The organism is Neorhizobium galegae (assembly GCF_017877055.1).
GTDB classification, from domain to species: domain Bacteria; phylum Pseudomonadota; class Alphaproteobacteria; order Rhizobiales; family Rhizobiaceae; genus Neorhizobium; species Neorhizobium galegae_D.
In genome coordinates this window covers 1089918-1107055 of sequence record NZ_JAGIPG010000001.1, presented here as the reverse complement: position 1 = coordinate 1107055, position 17138 = coordinate 1089918, and the positions used below count along the sequence as shown (strand labels likewise).

Sequence of the window (17138 nt, the reverse complement as noted above, 5' to 3'; positions counted from 1 at the left end):
GCGCGGGGTTCAGGCGACCTTGGTAGCCGGCAGGATGATCTCGTCCTCGATCTCGCCATTGACGATGTGCTCGATCCCCGCCCGTGGACCGGGCTTGCCGAAAAGGTAGCCCTGGACCTGCATGCAGCCTTCCCTGCGCAGGAAGGCGATGTGCGCATCGGTCTCCACCCCTTCCGCAAGCACCGGGATGTGGAGGCTTGAGGCAAGGATCAGAGTCGAGCGCACGATCGCCGCCGACTGTTCATTGCTGGAGAGCCCGTCGACGAAAGTCCGGTCGATCTTGATCTTGTCGAACGGGAAGGACATCAGCGTCGAAAGCGACGAATAACCGGTGCCGTAGTCGTCCATGGCGATCTTGACGCCGAGGCTCTTCAGGTGGCGGACGGTCTGAAGCGCCCGCTGATGATCGGCGATGATGCCGGATTCGGTGATCTCCAGCTCGAGTCGGCCAGCGCTGAGCCCTGTCTCCCTGAGGATATCGCGCACCCTCGTCGGGAATTTCGGATCAGCAAGCTGCTGGGCGGCGACGTTGACGGCAATGCCGAACGGCTTCTTCCAGGTTGCCGCCTCCACGCAGGCGTTCCGGAGCACCCAATCACCGAGCTCGACGATGAAGCCGGTGCGCTCCGCGATCGGAATGAATTCGCCGGGAGGGACCAGGCCCCGTACCGGATGGTTCCAGCGCAGCAGGACCTCGAAGCCGACCACCTCTCCCGAAAACGTATCGTTCTGCAGCTGGTAATAGAGTTCGAACTGCCCTGCCACGAGCCCCGAGCGCATGTCCATGGCGAGCGCGTTGCGTTCGCGGGCGGCCTGGTCCATCGAAGAGTCGTAGAAGCAGATCATGTTGTCGCCGGATTGCTTGGCGCGGTACATGGCGACGTCCGCCTGTGCCAGGAGATCGTCGACCGTCTTTGCTTCGCCGGGATAGAGCGCGATCCCGACACTCGAGCCGACCGTCAGCGTATTCCCGTTCCATTCGATCGGCCTGCAGATTTCTGCAAGCAGCCGATTGGCAAGCAGCATCGCGTCGGATCGCTTGTAGTACATATGTTTCAGCGCGACGAACTCGTCGCCGCCGACCCGGGCAATGAACTCGCCCTCGCCAGCGGCCTGGGCAAGCCGCCCGCCGATTGCGCGCAGCACCTCGTCGCCTGCCGCATGGCCGTGGACGTCATTGATCTCCTTGAAGCGATTGAGATCGAAGGAAAGCACCGCGATGCGAACGGCCAGGTCAACCGGACGGGCAGCGATATCGGCGATTTGCTCGTTGAAGGCGGCGCGATTGGCAAGGCCGGTCAGCGCGTCGTGCAGGGAAAGGTGGCGGTACTGCTCGACGGCTGCCTGGGTCGTGCGGGCATCGATCAGGTAGGTGGCCGCCGTCAGCGCCAGCAGGATCAGCATCAGCGACAACACGCCGAAGCCGAGCACGATCGGCGGAACGACCTCGTTCTGCAGCACGGCGCTGGGATCGAGGATGACCTCCATCGCGCCCATGCCGGTGAAATGGGTCGAGGCGATCGCCACGATCATCGCCAGCACGGAGCTGTATTTGCAGAATCGCGTCATCGGACGTATAGCCCGATTGGTCGCGAGCGCACCGAACAGCGCCGCGAAGATCAGCGAGGCGATCACGTAGGAACGGTCCCACTCGATGACGCCCTGCACGTCGTAGGCGGCCATGCCCGTGTAGTGCATTGCGGCGATACCGAGCCCCAGGACTATGCCGCCGGCTTCCGCGAGCACGGACCGGCCGCCATAGCTCGCTACGCTGAGCCCGATCGTTGCGGTCGCGACCGCGATCACGAAAGACAAAAGCGTTTGAGCCGGTTCATATCCCGCCTGCCCGCCCGGGAGATAACCGAGCATGGCCAGGAAATGGGTCGTCCAGGTGGCCGATCCCCCCATGAAGCCTGCCAGGAAAAGCCAGATGACCTTCTCGATCCCGCTCCCCGTCCGAGCCCGGGAAAAAAGCCGGATGGTCAGGAAGGACCCCGCCATGCAGATCAGAACTGCGCAGGCGATATAACGAAGGTCGTGCTCGACGAAGATGCAGGAGAAAACGCGAAACATGAAAGCCCGTTACTTATCAACTGGTTTGGTCGAGAAGTTCTAGCAGCGAAACATGTGCGAAACGTTCCTTGGAATGGTAAATGCCGGCTGACTGGCAAAAGCGAGGCCGGCACCAAAAAGGATAGGTGTCGTCAGATCATTGAATCGGCTGCCCGTTCACGCTGAAGCTCTTGCCGTCCTCGAACTTGATGTCCCAGCGCAGGCGGCCGTCCGGTTCGGTCTTCGCCATGCCCTTCGCCATCATCATCGCGAATGAAACCTGGTTGAATTCGGGGTCGCTCTTGGCGGCGGCCTGGAAATACTGGATCAGCTTGTCGATGTCGCGGGCAAGGATCGAGGTTTCGAGCGTGTAGCGGTCCTTCTCGTCCGGATAACCCTTGACCTTGCCGGAGGCTTCGACATCGTAGAGAGCGGATTTCGCGGCAACCCGCGGGAAATCGACGGTCAGTTGTCCGTCGTTGAGGAAGGCCTTGCCGAGACGCTCGCCCTCCGCGTCCGGCAGCGGACCGGTATTGGAAAAATCGATTTCCAGGAAGGTATCGATGAAACGCTGGAAGTTGAGGTCCGCGACCCCGACCTCCACTTCCGCCATGTCCGGCACCAGCTGGGCATAGAGCGGGGGGATGATGCCGGCGGGCGTGGAGATAGTCTCGACGCGCGCGCCGAAGCCGATCCGGGTTGCCGCGGCGGGCTCGCTCATCGTGAACGTGTAGTCGAGCTTGTTGAGGCCGAAATCGCCGATCGGACTTGCCACGGTGAACTGCTTGAAGCTGATCTTCTCCGAAAGTGCCGTGAAGAACGGCATCGCGCCGCGGATGAGATCCTTGAGCTTGGCGATCTCGGCCTGTGAGGGCTTTTCATCGTTGACGAGTTCCAACACGAAAGCAACGAGATTGCGGAGCTTTTCGGCCATCACGCCTTGGAGACCGACGTCGAAATCGAGGCTTTCGGCGCGGATCTGTATCGGCGGAGTTTCGGGCGTCACAACCCTTTCGTAGAAGCGCAGGAACGAGCCCTTGCCGGTGAAATCCGTACCGCCGGCTGCAGCACTCGCCGTAGACGCCAGTGAGTAGTTCATGCCGGCAAAGCTCGCCTCGACCTCTTCCGCGCCGCTCTTCGAGACCATGCGGATCGGGCCGGACGTCGCCTCGCCCGAGCGCAGATAGCTGATCGCCGGATCGAAAATGCCGGAGAACACCATGTCGGTGACGGAATAGCTGAGGTTGGTCGGCTTGCCGTCCGGCATCTTGCCCTTGACGGTGAAATTCATGTCGCTGTCGCTATTGAACTTCCACTGGCCGTTGTCGAGGGGCGCGGCGAAGACCGAAAACGGCTTCAGCCCGGAAACCGTGAAGTCCTTCTTCTTGACGGACTTGAGGAGCTTGGCCAAATCGTAGCTGATCTCGTAGCGCTCGCCAGCCGGCTTGACGGTCAGGAAGCCCGTGGACCTGACCGTATCCGGCAGGAAGTAGGTGAGACTTTCCTTGAGGGTGCGGGCACCCTTGTCGTTGATCTCAGCCGCCGCAACCGGATATACGCAGGACGCAGCCATAACACTGGCCGCAATCAAAGTCCGTTTCATGAATCAAGCCCTTCCCTCGTTAAACGGGCACCAAATTGGAAGACGGGCCGCCGAAGTCAAGCGTAAGCCCTTTGTTTTCAGGCCGAAAAGCTTGCACATCCTCGATCGTTGTATTATAGCCCGCCCGTCCGCGTAGACACCCTTGGAGGCAACGCGGATGAAGCGCATCGGATGGTGCCCTTCAGTTTGACGCGGTGAGCTTCACTGCCGAGAACTCTCCAAATAACCTCGAAAGGATATGCCATGAGCCACGCATCTTACGAGCTCAAGGCCGAGGCGCGCGAACGGGTAGGTAAGGGGTCCTCCCGTGAACTTCGCCGCAACGGTTTCATTCCTGCTGTCATCTATGGTGACAAGCAGTCCCCCCTCGCGATCGCTCTGTCGACCAACGAAGTGACGAAGCGCATCCATGCCGGCGGTTTCATGACCACGGTTGCCACGATCGAAGTCAACGGCGAGAAGATCCAGGTCCTCCCGAAGGACTATCAGCTCGATCCGGTCCGCGACTTCACCATGCACGTGGATTTCCTGCGCGTCTCGGGCAACACGGAAGTTTCCGTTGAAGTTCCGGTCCACTTCATCAACGAAGAGAAGTCCCCGGGCATCAAGGTCGGCGGCGTTCTCAACATCGTCCGTCACGAAGTCGAGCTGCTTTGCCCGGCCAACGACATTCCGGAATTCCTGACCATCGACCTGACGGGCGCAAAGATCGGCGACAGCCTCCACATCTCCGCCGTCAAGCTGCCGGCTGGCGTACGTCCGGTCATCTCCGACCGCGACTTCACCATCGCGACGATCGTCGCCCCGGCTGCAGGCGTTGCCGAGGAAGAACCGGCTTCTGCTGAATAACCACGACCGAAATTCTTGAAATGGAACCCGCTTTCGCAAGAAAGCGGGTTTTTTATTGTCGGCTGAATACAATTTCGTAACCCTGCCTGCGTATTTCGTTCGAATCTTGGCATCGTCGTTTCAGTGAAGTTTAATGAATAGGTGAAACGATGCACGCTACTTCAGCATGACGGGGAAAGTCCGGCGGCAGCCGGACGATGAAATGCGGGGAAGACGGATGACTCATTCCGTTGAGAGTCGTTTTATTGCGATCATTTCGGGCGCCCTTCTGGTCGTCGTCGCTCCGCTGTTCACGCTGTTTCTGGCGCTTTCCTCCCAGCAGGCCGCCAAGAACCTCAGCGAACATGTCAACGTCGTGCTGGTGACCAATTCCCAGGCGCTGGGCAAGCCGCTCTGGGATCTCGACACCGACAGCATCCACCAAGTCGCCTCGATGCTGATCGCCGATCCCGCCATCAACGGCGTGCAGATCAGCGACAATACGGGCAAGCTCAATATTTCCGAAGTCGATGTCAATCCGGCCGACTTCCGCGGCCTGCAGGCGATCTCCGAGCCGGTCTTCTACAAGTCGCAGCAGGGCGCCCGCAATGTCGGCAGCATTACCGTCTATGTGCCGAAGCTCGGCTGGTTCTCCGCCCTGCACCAGATGGAAATGGCCTTCATCTCCATCTTCATCATCACCATCCTCACGGTCTTCGGCGCAGCGATCCTCGGCAATCGCGTCATGGTCATCAAGCCGCTGATGCGGTTGACCGCCGCCATCGAGGCGACCCGCAGGCTCGGTTCGCGCCACCATGTCGACTGGCGCTCGAACGACGAGATGGGGCGGCTGGCGAAGAGCTTCAACGAGATGCAGACGCTGCTGGAGCGCGAGGAGCGCGAACTGAAGCGCGCGCATCAGCAGACCACGGAAATCTACAACCTGACGCCGGCCATGCTGTTTTCGCTGACTGCAGGCGACCAGATCGCCGCCGTCAGCGATTATTGGCTGCTCGCGACCGGCTATCGCCGTGACGAGGTCATCGGCCATCCCTTTTCCGAGCTTGTCGCACCTGCGGACCGCCAGATCTATGCAAGGCGCAAGCAGCAGGCAAAATCGGGCCCGGCGATCGAAGTCACGGTCCGGTTCCTGCGCACCGACGGCCGCCTGATGGACGTACTGATCGTCGAGACCGAGCTTGGCACGGCCGGCGGCAGCATTCCCGGCTCGCTGAGCGTAATGACGGACGTCACGGAACTCAGGCAATCGGAACTGCGCAACCGCCGGCAGGCCATTTCCGACCATCTGACCGGGCTCCTGAACCGCCAGGGTTTCGAGGCGACGCTCGACCAGAAGATCGCCGAGGCCGACAGGGCCCACACCGAGGTCGCCTGCCTGTTCGTCGATCTCGACCGCTTCAAGGCGATCAACGACAATCTCGGCCATGCCGCCGGCGACGCCGTGCTCTGCCAGTTCGTCGAACGGACGAAGCCGATGCTCAACGACGGCGATACCGCCTCCCGTCTCGGCGGCGACGAATTCGCCATCCTGATCACCGGGGACGGTGCCGAACGCCGCGCGACCGAGCTCAGCCAGAAGATCGTCGACATGTTCGAGGTTCCCTTCCGGATCGAGGGCACCGGCGTGCGGTTGAGCGCCAGTATCGGGCTTGCCTTCTATCCGAGCCATGCCGCCAGCGCCGCCGAACTGCTGCAGAAATCCGACATGGCCATGTATGCCCGCAAACGCGACGGCAAGAACGGCGCACAGGTCTACGATCCCGCCATTCTCGACCAGACGCGCGAACGGGCGGAGATCGAGAGCGATATCGAAGTCGCGATCGCCGCCAGCTGGTTCGAGGCGCATTTCCAGCCGATCGTCGATATCGAAACCGGCATCCCGTTCGGCTTCGAGGCCCTGATGCGCATGCGTCACCCGAGGAAGGGCCTGATGTCGCCGGCCGGCATCATCAGCGTTGCCGAGGAGACCGGCTCGATCGGCCAGATCGGCAACCTCATCCTGGAAGACGCGATGGCGAACCTCGCCCGTGTCTCCCGCCTGCCCGGCATGGGCGAGACCTATGTCGCGGTCAACTTCTCGCCGCTGCAATTCGAGCCCGGCCTGCCGGCCCGCCTTGCCGGCCTGCTCGGCCGCTACGGCATCGATCCGTCGCGCCTGGTTGTGGAAATCACCGAAGCCGTGCTGATGCACGACAATCCGGAAATCCGCACCATCCTCAACGAGATCCACCACTTCGGCTGCCGCATCGCGCTCGACGACTTCGGCACCGGCTATTCTTCGCTGAGCTATATGAGCCGTTTCCCGGTCGATATCGTCAAGATCGACCAGTCCTTCATCCGTTCGCTCACCGAACAGACAGGGGACATAGGCAGTAAGAACAGGATGCTTGTCGAAGGCATCAGTGCTATTTCTCACAAGATGAATTGCAAGGTCGTCGCCGAAGGCGTCGAGACGGAAGAACAGCGCTCGTTGCTGCGGCAAATGGGCATTGACTATGCCCAGGGCTATCTCTTCTCGAAGCCCCGCGAAATTTCCGAATTGCTCTCGGCCCTATCCACCCGGCAGGCCGAAATCGAGTCCATGGCGAGCTGACACGTTCTCTCCTCCGGACCAGATGCTGGGTCAGAAATGACGACATGTGCGTTTGGAAGGGGGACAGATGAAAATCGCAGCGCCGCTTCTTGCCAGCCTCAGCCTCGCGGCAGGCGCCCATGCCCAGCAACCCGTCGCCTTTTCGACGGAGTCCTACCCGCCCTTCAGCTACCAGGAGCCGGGCGGCAACTACCGTGGCGTCGGCATCGACCAGGTCGAGATCATCATGCAGGATGCGGGCACGCCCTACACGCTGGAGATCATGCCCTGGGCACGCGCCATCGCCATGGCCGAGACGCAACCCATGCACTGCGTCTTCGCCGCCGCCCGCACGCCGGATCGCGAGCCGCGTTTCAAATGGGTCGTGCCGCTGTTCATCGACCGCAACATCCTCGTCCGCCATGCGGGTTCGAAGGTCGCGGCGACCACCCTGGAGGAGGCCAAGCAATATACGGTCGGCACCCACCGTGCCGATTATACCGAGGGGCTTCTGAAAAGCTTCGGTTTCCCGAAGATCGACCTCAGCGCCGATATCGACACGACGCTGAGAAAACTGCTGCAGGACCGTATCGACATGATGCCCATGTCGGAAAGCGTCTATCAAAAGCTGAAGGCGGACGGAACGCCGATCGAAAAGGTCGTCCTGTTCTCCGAACAGCATCTCGGCATTGCCTGCCACCTGGATGTGCCCGACGAACTGATCGCCGGAATGCAGGCAGGCCTCGACCGCCTGATCAGGGACGGCGTCCAGAAGGCAATTCTCAAGCGCTACGGCATCGAGGAGCCCCAATAGAGGCTCAGGCATCGAAACCGGTTGACTTTGGCGGCGTTTCGCGGTGGTGAAAGCCAGCAGTCAAGGATGGATGTCTCCATGCTCATCATCGCCGGCCTCGGCAATCCCGGTTCCCAATATGCGGGCAACCGCCACAATATCGGCTTCATGGCGGTGGACGCGATCCAGCGTCGGCCCGGCTTTTCGCCGTGGGCCAAGAAGTTCAAAGGCCTGATTTCGGAAGGCGAGCTTGCCGGCGAAAAAGTGTTGCTGATCAAGCCGCAGACCTTCATGAACCTCTCCGGCGAGTCGGTCGGTGAGGCCATGCGTTTCTACAAGCTCGGCCCGGAAAACATCATCGCCATCTACGACGAACTCGATCTGCCGGCGGCCAAGGCCCGGATCAAGACCGGCGGCGGCCATGGCGGCCATAACGGCGTCAAGTCGCTCGACGCCCATTGCGGCCGGGAATACCGCAGGCTTCGCCTCGGCATCGGCCATCCAGGCGCCAAGGAACTGGTCCACAACCATGTGCTCGGCGATTTCGCCAAGGTCGACCAGACCTGGCTCTCGCCTCTCCTCGACGCAATCGCCGACAATGCCGAGATGCTGGTGAAGGGGGAGGATTCGCAGCTGATGAACAAGCTGGCGCTCGCCGTCGGCGGCAAGCCGGACGAGGAGAAGCCGAAACCGGAAAAGAAGCCCGTCGCCAAGCCGGCCGGGCAGTCGCATATCCACCAGGCCCGCAGCGGCGGCAAACCGAACCTTCCGACATCAGGCCCGATGGCCGAGATGCTGAAGAAGATGTTCGGCGGCAAGGGCGAATAATGTCGATGCCCGCTGCCGACTTCGTCATTCGCCCGGCCCGCGACGGCGATCTTGCCGACCTGATCGAACTCTATCACCACCTGAACCACGATCCGGACCCGGAGCCGGCGCTGGCCGAGCGGCGTTTCGCCGCCATTCTCGCCCAGCCCGGCATGACGGTGTTGATCGGCTTCGCAGACGGGCGTGCGGCGGCCACGGTGACGCTGATCGTCGTGCCGAACCTCACCCGCAAGGGCGCGCCCTATGCGCTGATCGAAAACGTCGTCACCCATGCCGACCACCGCAGGCGGGGTTATGCCGGCGCCCTTATCCGCACGGCCATCGATCAGGCCTGGAATGACGGCTGCTACAAGGTGATGCTCATGACCGGCTCCACGGACCCGGCGACGCTACGCTTCTACGAAAACTGCGGTTTCCTCCAGAACAAGACCGGCTTCCAGATCCGCCGCGCTTAGACAGCCCGGTATCGCTCCGGTCAAAGGGGTGGCGCGTCGCTTTCGGAGCGGCTATGGGAGGCCGATCGAACAACGGAAGCGCGACATGAACCAAGCCCCGAAAACGGATGACATCACCGGCGAACTCGTCACCCTTCGCGACTACTGGCGTTTTGCCATCTCCCGCTTCAACGCCGCAAACCTCAGCTACGGCCACGGCACGACAACCGCAAGCGACGACGCCGCGTTCCTGATCCTCGATAGCCTCGACCTGCCGATCGACGTGCTCGATCCCTTCCTCGACGCACGGCTGCTACCGGCCGAGCGGCGGCTGCTGGCCGAGCGGATCGACGCCCGCGTCACCACCCGCAAGCCCACCTCCTACCTGACCGGCCACGCCTATATCCAGGGCGTGCGTTTCCTCGTCGACGAACGGGTCATCGTGCCCCGCTCCCACATCGGCGAGATCCTGTTCAGCGAATATCTCGGCGAAAACGGCTCCACCTTCCTGCCCGATCCGCTGAGCGTCGAAAGCGCCGTCGATATCTGCACCGGCTCCGGCTGCCTGGCGATCCTTGCCGCGAAATTCTTCCCGAATGCCGCCGTCGACGCGGTGGACCTCTCCCCTGACGCATTGGAAGTGGCCAAACTCAACGTCGCGGAACACGCCGTCGAAGATCAGCTCACGCTGTTCAACGGCGACCTCTTCGCGCCGCTCGAAGGAAAGAAGTACGACCTGATCATCACCAATCCGCCCTATGTGGACCACGAGGCGATGGACGGTTTTCCGGAGGAATTTCGCTCGGAGCCGGCCATGGCCTTCGACGGCGGCGTGGACGGGCTCGACCTCGTCCGCCGGCTGCTGGCGGAAGCACCGGCGCATCTCAATCCCGATGGCGGGATGATCTGCGAAATCGGCTCGGGCCGCGAAATCCTCGAAGAGGAATTCCCCGATCTCGATTTCCTGTGGCTGGAAACGGCGGAATCGCAGGATGCGGTGTTCTGGATCAGCGCCGAGGCGCTGGGCGTCAAAGCCGGCAAAAAGAGGAAATGAGCCCTATTCCTCGGGCTCGGTGATGAACATCAGCGGGAAACCCGCCTCCTTGGCAAGGTCGATGGCTTCCTTCGCCTTGGTCTCGGCAATGTCCCTGGTACAGACGACGACCACCGCAAGGCCCATCCGGTGCGCCGTCAGCATCACCCGGTAGCCGGTTTCCTCGCTCATCCGGAACACGGCTTTCAGCACCATGGTGACGAATTCACGTGGCGTATAGTCGTCGTTGACGAGCAGCACCTTGTAGAGCTTCGGTCGCTCCAGCTTGGTCTTGGTTTTCGTCTTCGGTTTTACGGTGGTATCTTCAGCCATCGGCGGTTCCTGATGACAAAGGCCTCTGCGGAGCCATGCGGGGCTATATCGCACCGCAACCGGGAAATTTCAAGCAGCCGGATGGTGAATGGCAGGTCAGCTGGCGTCGGAAAGCAACAGACAATCGCGGCCCTTTGCGCGGGTAATCGATGCGGCCCGCTTGTCGAAGGTAGCGAAGGTGTCGCCGCCGAGCTTGCGTCCCTCGAATTCGATCACACCATCGGCGAAGTCGCCTCCGGCTTCCAGGAACGTGAGACCGGCTTCGACCGCCCCGCGATCGAGCGCTACGGTTTGCACATTCATCCACGTCCGGATTGCCGTCACCAGATCGCTCTGGCTTCTTTTGTAGAGCCGACGAAGAACCCACACCAATTCGCATAGGGTCTGGTTTGGAATGATCACCTCGTTCGAAGCCAACAGGGCCTGGGCTTTGGGGCTTTCGACGTCATGATCGACGATCATCGCCCTCAAAAGGATATTGGTATCGACGATCAGGCTCACTGATCCGCCTCACCGGCATAGCTCGCTGCAATAGCCTCGTTGATCTCATCGATCGAATAACTTTTACCCGTCGTGTTCTTGAACATTCCGAAGACGCTTTCGATCGGCAGTTTGCCGGCAATCGGATGGATCGTAGCCTGCCGCTTCGGTTGGAGATCGACATCGATCTCGTCGCCGGGCTTGATGCCAAGATGATCAAGAACTTCCTTTTTCAAGGTAACCTGTCCCTTCGCGGTAACTTTCAATCTAACCATCGCCATTCTCCATTGGCCTAAAGTAAGGCAAATATGCCTTACGTGCAAGGATAGCCTGACAGCAGAGCCTTGACCGCCCGGGCACTTTCCCCCATAGCCACACCAACGAAATTTCTTACAATACAGGGTCCGGACCCATGGGTTTCAAATGCGGTATCGTGGGCCTGCCGAATGTCGGCAAGTCCACTCTCTTCAATGCGCTCACCAAGACGGCGGCCGCCCAGGCAGCCAATTATCCGTTCTGCACGATCGAGCCGAACACCGGCGAAGTGGCGGTCCCCGATCCGCGCATGCAGAAGCTGGCGGCGATCGCCGGCTCCAAGGAAATCATCCCGACCCGTATCTCCTTCGTCGATATCGCCGGCCTGGTGCGCGGCGCGTCGAAGGGTGAAGGCCTCGGCAACAAGTTCCTCGCCAATATCCGCGAAGTCGATGCGGTCGTGCACGTTCTGCGCTGCTTCGAGGATGACGACATCACCCATGTCGAGGGCCGCATCAACCCGGTCGGCGATGCCGACACGATCGAGACCGAGCTGATGCTCGCCGACCTCGAAAGCCTTGAGCGCCGCGTCGAGCAGACCCGCAAGCGCGCCACCGGCAAGGACAAGGATTCCATGGCGCAGCTGCCGGTCATGGATGCGGTGATCAAGCTGCTCAACGACGGCAAGCCGGCACGCTTGCTCTTGAAGACGCTGGCGCCGGAGGAGATCGAGATCCTCAAGGGCCTCAACCTCCTGACCTCGCACCCGGTCCTCTATGTCTGCAACGTCGCGGAAGCCGATGCCTCGACCGGCAACGAACACACTGAGGCCGTCGCCGCCATGGCCAAGGAACAGGGTGCCGAATGCGTGATCATCTCGGCCGCGATCGAGTCCGAAGTGGCGCAACTTCCCGAGGAAGAGTCCAAGGAATTCCTGTCGGCCCTCGGCCTTGAAGAAGCCGGCCTCGACCGGTTGATCCGCGCCGGTTACCACCTGCTCGACTTGATCACCTATTTTACGGTCGGCCCGAAGGAAACCCGCGCCTGGACGATCGTGCGCGGCACCAAGGCACCGGCTGCCGCCGGCGTCATCCATACCGATTTCGAGCGGGGCTTCATCCGCGCCTTCACGATCTCCTATGACGACTACATCGCCTATAAGGGCGAAGTCGGCGCCAAGGAAGCCGGCAAGGGCCGCGACGAAGGCAAGGAATATGTCGTCCAGGACGGCGATGTGATCCACTTCCGCTTCAACACCTGAGACCGTGGGCGGGAGGGCCACATGACGGAAGCCGCATATTATTTCGAAGACTTTTCGATCGGGCGGGTTTTCCAGCTCGCCGAAAAACAGGTGACCGCAGACGAGATGGTCGAATTCGCCGCCGAGTTCGATCCGCAGCCCATGCACCTCGACGAGGCTGCCGGCAGGGCGAGCATCCTCGGCGGCCTGTCCGCGTCGGGCTGGCATACGGCGAGCATGTTCATGCGCATGATGTTCGACGGCTGGCTGTCCAGCAGCTCGTCGGAGGGGTCGCCGGGCATCGACTTCATGGAATGGAAAAGGCCGGTTCTGGCCGGCGACACGCTGTCCGGCCGCTCGACCGTGCTCGAATCCCGCTCGCTTCGCTCACGCCCGGGCATCGGCATCGTCAAGTTCCTGCACGAGGTGGAGAACCAGCGCGGCGAGACCGTCATGCGCGGTGAGAACCCGATCATGATGCGGCTGCGCGACGCCCGGGAGGACGCCGCATGAGGCTGATCGAGCTTTCTCCGCCCGGCCAAAAAGTCATCACCGGCACACTTCTCTTCACCGCCGAGGACATCGTCCGCTACGCGAAGAAATTCGATCCACAGCCCTTCCACGTGGATGCCGAAGCGGCAAGGAACTATGTTTTCGGCGCGCTGTGCGCCTCAGGCTGGCATACCTGCGCCGGCTGGATGAAGACCTATGTCGCCTACTGGAAAGCCGAGGTGGCACGCCTCGAAAGCGAGGGCATCACAGCCCCGAAGCTCGGGCCTTCGGCCGGCTTCAAGAAGCTGCAATGGCTGAAACCGGTCTATGCCGGCGACAGCATCACCTATTCCGTCGCGCTGACCGAAAGCCGGCCGCTCACGTCCCGCGCCGGCACGTTCATCAACATGACCATCTGCGACGGTACCAACCAGCATGGCGACGTGGTGATGCGCTACGAAGGCACCGTGCTGGAATTCGCGTAGGAGTATTGGCAGGCGCCCTCGCCTGCCACCTGTCGTTCTGCCCGAAATTTCAGTGGCCTGAAAACTCGACGAGCGTTCTGACTTCGACGCCGAGCTCTTCGAGCTTCCGGCGGCCGCCGAGATCCGGCAGGTCGATGACAAAGCAGGCGGAGACGATCTCGACGCCCAGATGCCGCAACAGCTTTACGGCACCTTCCGCGGTGCCGCCGGTGGCGATCAGGTCGTCGGTGAGGATCACTTTCTCTCCGGCCTTCACCGCATCCACATGGATCTCCATTTCGTCGGTGCCGTATTCGAGGCTGTAGGCCATCCGCACCGTCTGGTGCGGCAGCTTGCCCTTCTTGCGGATCGGCACGAATCCGGCCTTCAACTGGTGCGCCAGCGCCCCGCCGAGGATGAAGCCGCGCGCCTCGATGCCGGCGATCTTGTCGACCCCGAGGCCTGCATAGGGCGCCACCAGCTCATCCACCGCCTGCCCGAAGGCAACGGCGTCGCCAAGCAGCGTGGTGATATCGCGAAAGATGATGCCCGGCTTCGGATAGTCCGGGATGGAACGAATGGCGGCGGAAAGAGCGTTTTTGGAAGACATGTTACCCACATATTTGGCGGCAGGGACGGAAAACGAGCCTACCAACTGATGGCTCTCCTCCCAACAAAAAAGGCGGCCCGGAGGCCGCCTTTTCGCAATCACGAGGTGAAACCTCAGTGCTCCTTGCTGGCATAGACCGACTTCTTGGTCAGGTAGATCAGGCCGGTGAAGATCACCAGGAAGATCAGCACCATGAAGCCGGTACGCTTGCGCTCTTCGAGATGCGGCTCGGCAGCCCACATCAGGAAGGCCGAGACGTCCTTGGCATACTGGTCGACCGTCTGCGGCGCGCCGTCGTCATAGGTCACCTGGTCGGCACTGAGCGGCGGAGCCATGGCGAGCGCGGCCGCACTGGCGAAATACGGATTATAGTGGGTGCCCGGAGCAACCTCGACGCCGGCCGGCGGCTGCTGGTAACCGGTCAAAAGCGAATGGATGTAGTCCGGTCCGCCTTCCTGGTACTGGGTGAACATATCGAAGATGAACTGCGGGAAGCCGCGGGTGACGCCGCGGGCCTTGGCAAGCAGTGACATGTCCGGGGGCGCCGCGCCGTTGTTGGCTGCAGCGGCAGCCTGGGCATTGGCGAATGGCGACGGGAAGTAGTCGGATGGCACGGCGGCGCGTTCGAACATTTCACCGTCGTCGTTCGGGCCGTCCTGAACCTTATAGTTGGCAGCGAACGCCTTCACCTGGGCTTCCGAATAACCAAGGTCCTCCAGCGTGCGGAAGGAGACCAGACGCATCGAGTGGCAGGCGGAACAGACTTCCGTGTAGATCTTCAGGCCGCGCTGCAGCTGGCCCTTGTCGTAGTGACCAAACGGACCCGCAAAGCTCCAGTCGGTTTCCTTGGGATGGTGGATCGGAAAATGCGGCGTTTCCGCATGTTCTGCAGCCGGCGCAGCAGCATGGTTTTCCTGCGCCACGGCCGAGGCAACGCCCGCTCCCGCCAGGAAGGCCAGCGAGACGAGGCTTGTAACAAGCTTGTTCATAATTCTAATCCCTCTCGGTCGCAGGCGTCAGGCGCGGGCTTCGGCGGATTTGCCGTTCTTTTTTTCAAGAACCGCTTCCGTGATGGAGTTCGGAATGCGCCTCGGCGTTTCGAACAGGCCGAGCAGCGGCATGATCACCAGGAAGAAGCCGAAGTAGTAGACGGTGCCGAACTGCGACATGAGCGTGAAGATGCCTTCCGCCGGCTGCGAGCCAAGCCAGCCGAGCATGATGGCGTTCGCAACGAAGAGCCAGAAGAACAGCTTGTACCACGGGCGGTAGACGGCGGAGCGAACCTTCGACGTGTCGAGCCATGGCAGGAAGAACAGGATGATGATCGAGCCGAACATCACCAGAACGCCGCCGAGCTTGGAGTCGATCGGGCCGACATTGAAGGTGATGGCGCGCAGCATCGCGTAGAATGGCAGGTAGTACCATTCCGGAACGATGTGAGCGGGGGTCTTCAGGGCGTCAGCCGGAATGTAGTTGTCCGGATGGCCGAGAAAGTTCGGCATGTAGAAGATAAACCATGCGTAGACGATCAGGAAGACGGAGACGCCGAGCGCATCCTTCATCGTCGCATAAGGCGTGAAGGCGACGGTATCGGTCTTGGTCTTCACTTCGACGCCGGTCGGGTTGGTCTGGCCGGTGACGTGCAGCGCCCAGATGTGCAGCACGACGACGCCTGCGATCATGAAGGGGAGCAGGTAGTGCAGCGAGAAGAAGCGGTTCAGCGTCGGCTGATCGACGGCAAAGCCGCCGAGCAGGAACTGCTGGATCCACTCGCCGACCAGCGGGAAGGCCGAGAAGAAGCCGGTGATGACGGTCGCGCCCCAGAACGACATCTGACCCCAGGGCAGAACATAGCCCATGAAGCCGGTCGCCATCATCAGCAGGTAGATGACCACGCCGAGGATCCAGAGGATTTCGCGGGGCGCCTTGTAGGAACCGTAATAGAGGCCGCGGGCGATATGGAGGTAGACGGCGACGAAGAAGAACGATGCGCCGTTGGCATGCATGTAGCGCAACAGCCAGCCGTGGTTGACGTCGCGCATGATCTTTTCGACCGAGTCGAAGGCAGCACCCGTCGACGCGACATAGTGCATCGCGAGCACGACGCCGGTGAGGATCTGGACGATCAGCATCACCGACAGCATGGCACCGAAGGTATAGGCATAGTTCAGATTGCGGGGGACGGGGTAGGAGATGAAGCTGTCATGGATCATGCGCGGCAGCGGAAGCCGCGAATCGATCCACTTCTCGATGCCGGTCGATGGCTGGTATGTGGAATGACCGCTCATAAGTATGTATCCCCTCACCCGATCTGGATAACTGTATCGGACTTAAAACTGAAAGTCGGAATGGCGAGGTTCTCCGGAGCCGGGCCTTTGCGGATACGGCCGGCCGTATCGTAGACCGACCCGTGGCACGGACAGAACCATCCATTGTATTCGCCGGACTGGCCGAGCGGCACGCAGCCGAGATGGGTGCAGGAACCGATCATCACGATCCAGTTTTCCTTGCCGGCGCCGCCGGAACGGTCGATGCCGGTTGCCTGCGCATCGGCCGGCAGGTTGGCGTTGCGGGCGGCCGGATCCTTGAGTTCGGCCATTGGCACGTCGGCGGCAGCCTTGATTTCTTCCGGGGTGCGGTTGCGGATGAACACCGGCTTGCCGCGCCACTTGACCGTCAGCGACATGCCCGGCTGGAGAGCCGCGACATTGACTTCGATCGAGGCGAGCGCCAGCGTCGAAGCGTCCGGACGCATCTGGTCGATGAAGGGCCATGCCACGGAAACAGCGCCGACGGCGCCGGCCATACCGGTCGTCAGGTAAAGGAAATCACGGCGAGTGGGCTCGCCCAGTGTTTCGCTATGTGTGTCGTGCTCGCTCACGGCTCAATCATCCTTCTCACGCAATTCGCGGAAACCGCTCTGCCCCCGTCCCGGCGAATCTCGGTTGAACACAATTCGACCATAGATTCCCCAGCAATCCGGCGCGTTCTATGCTTGATCGCAAAATATGTCCAGCCTTGGCAAGGGGTGCCGGCCAGTTTGTCGCCGGAAAACCCGGAGGGTTCCGGACCAGCGTGACAAGCAGAGCACAGGCCTGCG

18 protein-coding genes are annotated in these 17138 nt (G+C 61.4%); 9 read left to right on the top strand and 9 right to left on the bottom strand.

Annotated elements, in window-relative coordinates:
* Window positions 1–9 precede the first annotated feature (9 nt).
* The gene (locus tag J2857_RS05125) at window positions 10–2073 is read right to left on the bottom strand and encodes a putative bifunctional diguanylate cyclase/phosphodiesterase (RefSeq protein ID WP_210008931.1); all 2064 of its coding nucleotides are present in this window, start codon (window positions 2071–2073) and stop codon (window positions 10–12) included.
* 136 nt (window positions 2074–2209) lie between these two features.
* The gene (locus J2857_RS05120) at window positions 2210–3655 is read right to left on the bottom strand and encodes a hypothetical protein (RefSeq protein ID WP_210008930.1); all 1446 of its coding nucleotides are present in this window, start codon (window positions 3653–3655) and stop codon (window positions 2210–2212) included.
* A gap of 243 nt (window positions 3656–3898) precedes the next feature.
* Here J2857_RS05120 and J2857_RS05115 point away from each other — a divergent pair, with 243 nt between their 5' ends.
* The 6 genes from J2857_RS05115 (at window position 3899) to prmB (ending at window position 10185) form a co-directional block, all read left to right on the top strand.
* Complete coding sequence (locus J2857_RS05115; RefSeq protein ID WP_210008929.1) at window positions 3899–4504, top strand: 50S ribosomal protein L25/general stress protein Ctc; 606 nt, start codon at window positions 3899–3901, stop codon at window positions 4502–4504.
* Window positions 4505–4721: 217 nt separating this feature from the next.
* Complete coding sequence (locus J2857_RS05110; RefSeq protein WP_210008928.1) at window positions 4722–7097, top strand: bifunctional diguanylate cyclase/phosphodiesterase; 2376 nt, start codon at window positions 4722–4724, stop codon at window positions 7095–7097.
* Window positions 7098–7164: 67 nt separating this feature from the next.
* Entirely contained in the window at window positions 7165–7890 is a 726-nt protein-coding gene (locus J2857_RS05105; protein WP_210008927.1) for a substrate-binding periplasmic protein, read from the top strand.
* A gap of 78 nt (window positions 7891–7968) precedes the next feature.
* Window positions 7969–8697, top strand: a complete 729-nt coding sequence (pth, locus tag J2857_RS05100) for an aminoacyl-tRNA hydrolase (protein ID WP_210008926.1) — start codon at window positions 7969–7971, stop codon at window positions 8695–8697.
* A 5-nt stretch (window positions 8698–8702) separates the two neighbouring features.
* Window positions 8703–9152, top strand: a complete 450-nt coding sequence (locus J2857_RS05095) for a GNAT family N-acetyltransferase (protein ID WP_210008925.1) — start codon at window positions 8703–8705, stop codon at window positions 9150–9152.
* A gap of 85 nt (window positions 9153–9237) precedes the next feature.
* Window positions 9238–10185 carry a 50S ribosomal protein L3 N(5)-glutamine methyltransferase gene (prmB, locus tag J2857_RS05090; protein WP_210008924.1) on the top strand — a complete coding sequence of 316 codons (948 nt, stop codon included), beginning with the start codon at window positions 9238–9240 and terminating at the stop codon, window positions 10183–10185.
* Window positions 10186–10188: 3 nt separating this feature from the next.
* On the opposite strand, the gene clpS is transcribed toward prmB, so the two are convergent.
* The 3 genes from clpS to J2857_RS05075 form a co-directional block, all read right to left on the bottom strand.
* Window positions 10189–10497 (bottom strand): ATP-dependent Clp protease adapter ClpS, encoded by a 309-nt coding sequence (gene clpS, locus J2857_RS05085; RefSeq protein WP_210008923.1) that lies wholly within the window; start codon window positions 10495–10497, stop codon window positions 10189–10191.
* A gap of 96 nt (window positions 10498–10593) precedes the next feature.
* Window positions 10594–10998, bottom strand: a complete 405-nt coding sequence (locus J2857_RS05080; RefSeq protein ID WP_306873235.1) for a type II toxin-antitoxin system VapC family toxin — start codon at window positions 10996–10998, stop codon at window positions 10594–10596.
* Window positions 10995–11252, bottom strand: coding sequence for an AbrB/MazE/SpoVT family DNA-binding domain-containing protein (locus J2857_RS05075; protein ID WP_210008922.1), 258 nt, complete (start codon window positions 11250–11252; stop codon window positions 10995–10997). The genes J2857_RS05080 and J2857_RS05075 overlap by 4 nt, the downstream gene beginning before the upstream one ends.
* A 137-nt stretch (window positions 11253–11389) precedes the next feature.
* On the opposite strand from J2857_RS05075, the gene ychF reads away from it, so the two are divergent.
* Genes ychF through J2857_RS05060 form a run of 3 tightly spaced genes read left to right on the top strand, consistent with a single transcriptional unit; the run spans window position 11390 to window position 13449 of the window.
* Window positions 11390–12493: a redox-regulated ATPase YchF gene (ychF, locus tag J2857_RS05070; protein WP_210008921.1), complete on the top strand. Its 1104-nt coding sequence runs from the start codon at window positions 11390–11392 to the stop codon at window positions 12491–12493.
* Window positions 12494–12514: 21 nt separating this feature from the next.
* Window positions 12515–12985: a MaoC family dehydratase gene (locus J2857_RS05065; protein WP_210008920.1), complete on the top strand. Its 471-nt coding sequence runs from the start codon at window positions 12515–12517 to the stop codon at window positions 12983–12985.
* Window positions 12982–13449, top strand: coding sequence for a MaoC family dehydratase (locus J2857_RS05060; protein ID WP_210008919.1), 468 nt, complete (start codon window positions 12982–12984; stop codon window positions 13447–13449). The genes J2857_RS05065 and J2857_RS05060 overlap by 4 nt, the downstream gene beginning before the upstream one ends.
* A 49-nt stretch (window positions 13450–13498) precedes the next feature.
* Here J2857_RS05060 and J2857_RS05055 read toward each other — a convergent pair whose 3' ends face one another.
* The 4 genes from J2857_RS05055 to petA form a co-directional block, all read right to left on the bottom strand.
* Window positions 13499–14038, bottom strand: a complete 540-nt coding sequence (locus J2857_RS05055; protein ID WP_210008918.1) for an adenine phosphoribosyltransferase — start codon at window positions 14036–14038, stop codon at window positions 13499–13501.
* A 113-nt stretch (window positions 14039–14151) separates the two neighbouring features.
* Entirely contained in the window at window positions 14152–15027 is an 876-nt protein-coding gene (locus J2857_RS05050) for a cytochrome c1 (RefSeq protein ID WP_210008917.1), read from the bottom strand.
* 27 nt (window positions 15028–15054) lie between these two features.
* Complete coding sequence (locus J2857_RS05045; protein ID WP_210008916.1) at window positions 15055–16326, bottom strand: cytochrome b; 1272 nt, start codon at window positions 16324–16326, stop codon at window positions 15055–15057.
* A gap of 14 nt (window positions 16327–16340) precedes the next feature.
* Window positions 16341–16919, bottom strand: coding sequence for a ubiquinol-cytochrome c reductase iron-sulfur subunit (petA, locus tag J2857_RS05040; protein ID WP_210008915.1), 579 nt, complete (start codon window positions 16917–16919; stop codon window positions 16341–16343).
* Window positions 16920–17138 lie beyond the last annotated feature (219 nt).

Excerpts from the sequence above, each read along its gene's own strand:
- pth (WP_210008926.1), top strand. The coding sequence starts at position 7,969 with ATGCTCATCATCGCCGGCCTCGGCAATCCCGGTTCCCAATATGCGGGC.
- J2857_RS05075 (WP_210008922.1), bottom strand. The coding sequence starts at position 11,252 with ATGGTTAGATTGAAAGTTACCGCGAAGGGACAGGTTACCTTGAAAAAG.
- prmB (WP_210008924.1), top strand. The coding sequence starts at position 9,238 with ATGAACCAAGCCCCGAAAACGGATGACATCACCGGCGAACTCGTCACC.
- J2857_RS05125 (WP_210008931.1), bottom strand. The coding sequence starts at position 2,073 with ATGTTTCGCGTTTTCTCCTGCATCTTCGTCGAGCACGACCTTCGTTAT.
- J2857_RS05115 (WP_210008929.1), top strand. The coding sequence starts at position 3,899 with ATGAGCCACGCATCTTACGAGCTCAAGGCCGAGGCGCGCGAACGGGTA.
- J2857_RS05050 (WP_210008917.1), bottom strand. The coding sequence starts at position 15,027 with ATGAACAAGCTTGTTACAAGCCTCGTCTCGCTGGCCTTCCTGGCGGGA.
- J2857_RS05110 (WP_210008928.1), top strand. The coding sequence starts at position 4,722 with ATGACTCATTCCGTTGAGAGTCGTTTTATTGCGATCATTTCGGGCGCC.
- J2857_RS05095 (WP_210008925.1), top strand. The coding sequence starts at position 8,703 with ATGCCCGCTGCCGACTTCGTCATTCGCCCGGCCCGCGACGGCGATCTT.
- J2857_RS05065 (WP_210008920.1), top strand. The coding sequence starts at position 12,515 with ATGACGGAAGCCGCATATTATTTCGAAGACTTTTCGATCGGGCGGGTT.
- ychF (WP_210008921.1), top strand. The coding sequence starts at position 11,390 with ATGGGTTTCAAATGCGGTATCGTGGGCCTGCCGAATGTCGGCAAGTCC.
- J2857_RS05105 (WP_210008927.1), top strand. The coding sequence starts at position 7,165 with ATGAAAATCGCAGCGCCGCTTCTTGCCAGCCTCAGCCTCGCGGCAGGC.
- J2857_RS05055 (WP_210008918.1), bottom strand. The coding sequence starts at position 14,038 with ATGTCTTCCAAAAACGCTCTTTCCGCCGCCATTCGTTCCATCCCGGAC.
- J2857_RS05120 (WP_210008930.1), bottom strand. The coding sequence starts at position 3,655 with ATGAAACGGACTTTGATTGCGGCCAGTGTTATGGCTGCGTCCTGCGTA.
- clpS (WP_210008923.1), bottom strand. The coding sequence starts at position 10,497 with ATGGCTGAAGATACCACCGTAAAACCGAAGACGAAAACCAAGACCAAG.
- J2857_RS05045 (WP_210008916.1), bottom strand. The coding sequence starts at position 16,326 with ATGAGCGGTCATTCCACATACCAGCCATCGACCGGCATCGAGAAGTGG.
- J2857_RS05060 (WP_210008919.1), top strand. The coding sequence starts at position 12,982 with ATGAGGCTGATCGAGCTTTCTCCGCCCGGCCAAAAAGTCATCACCGGC.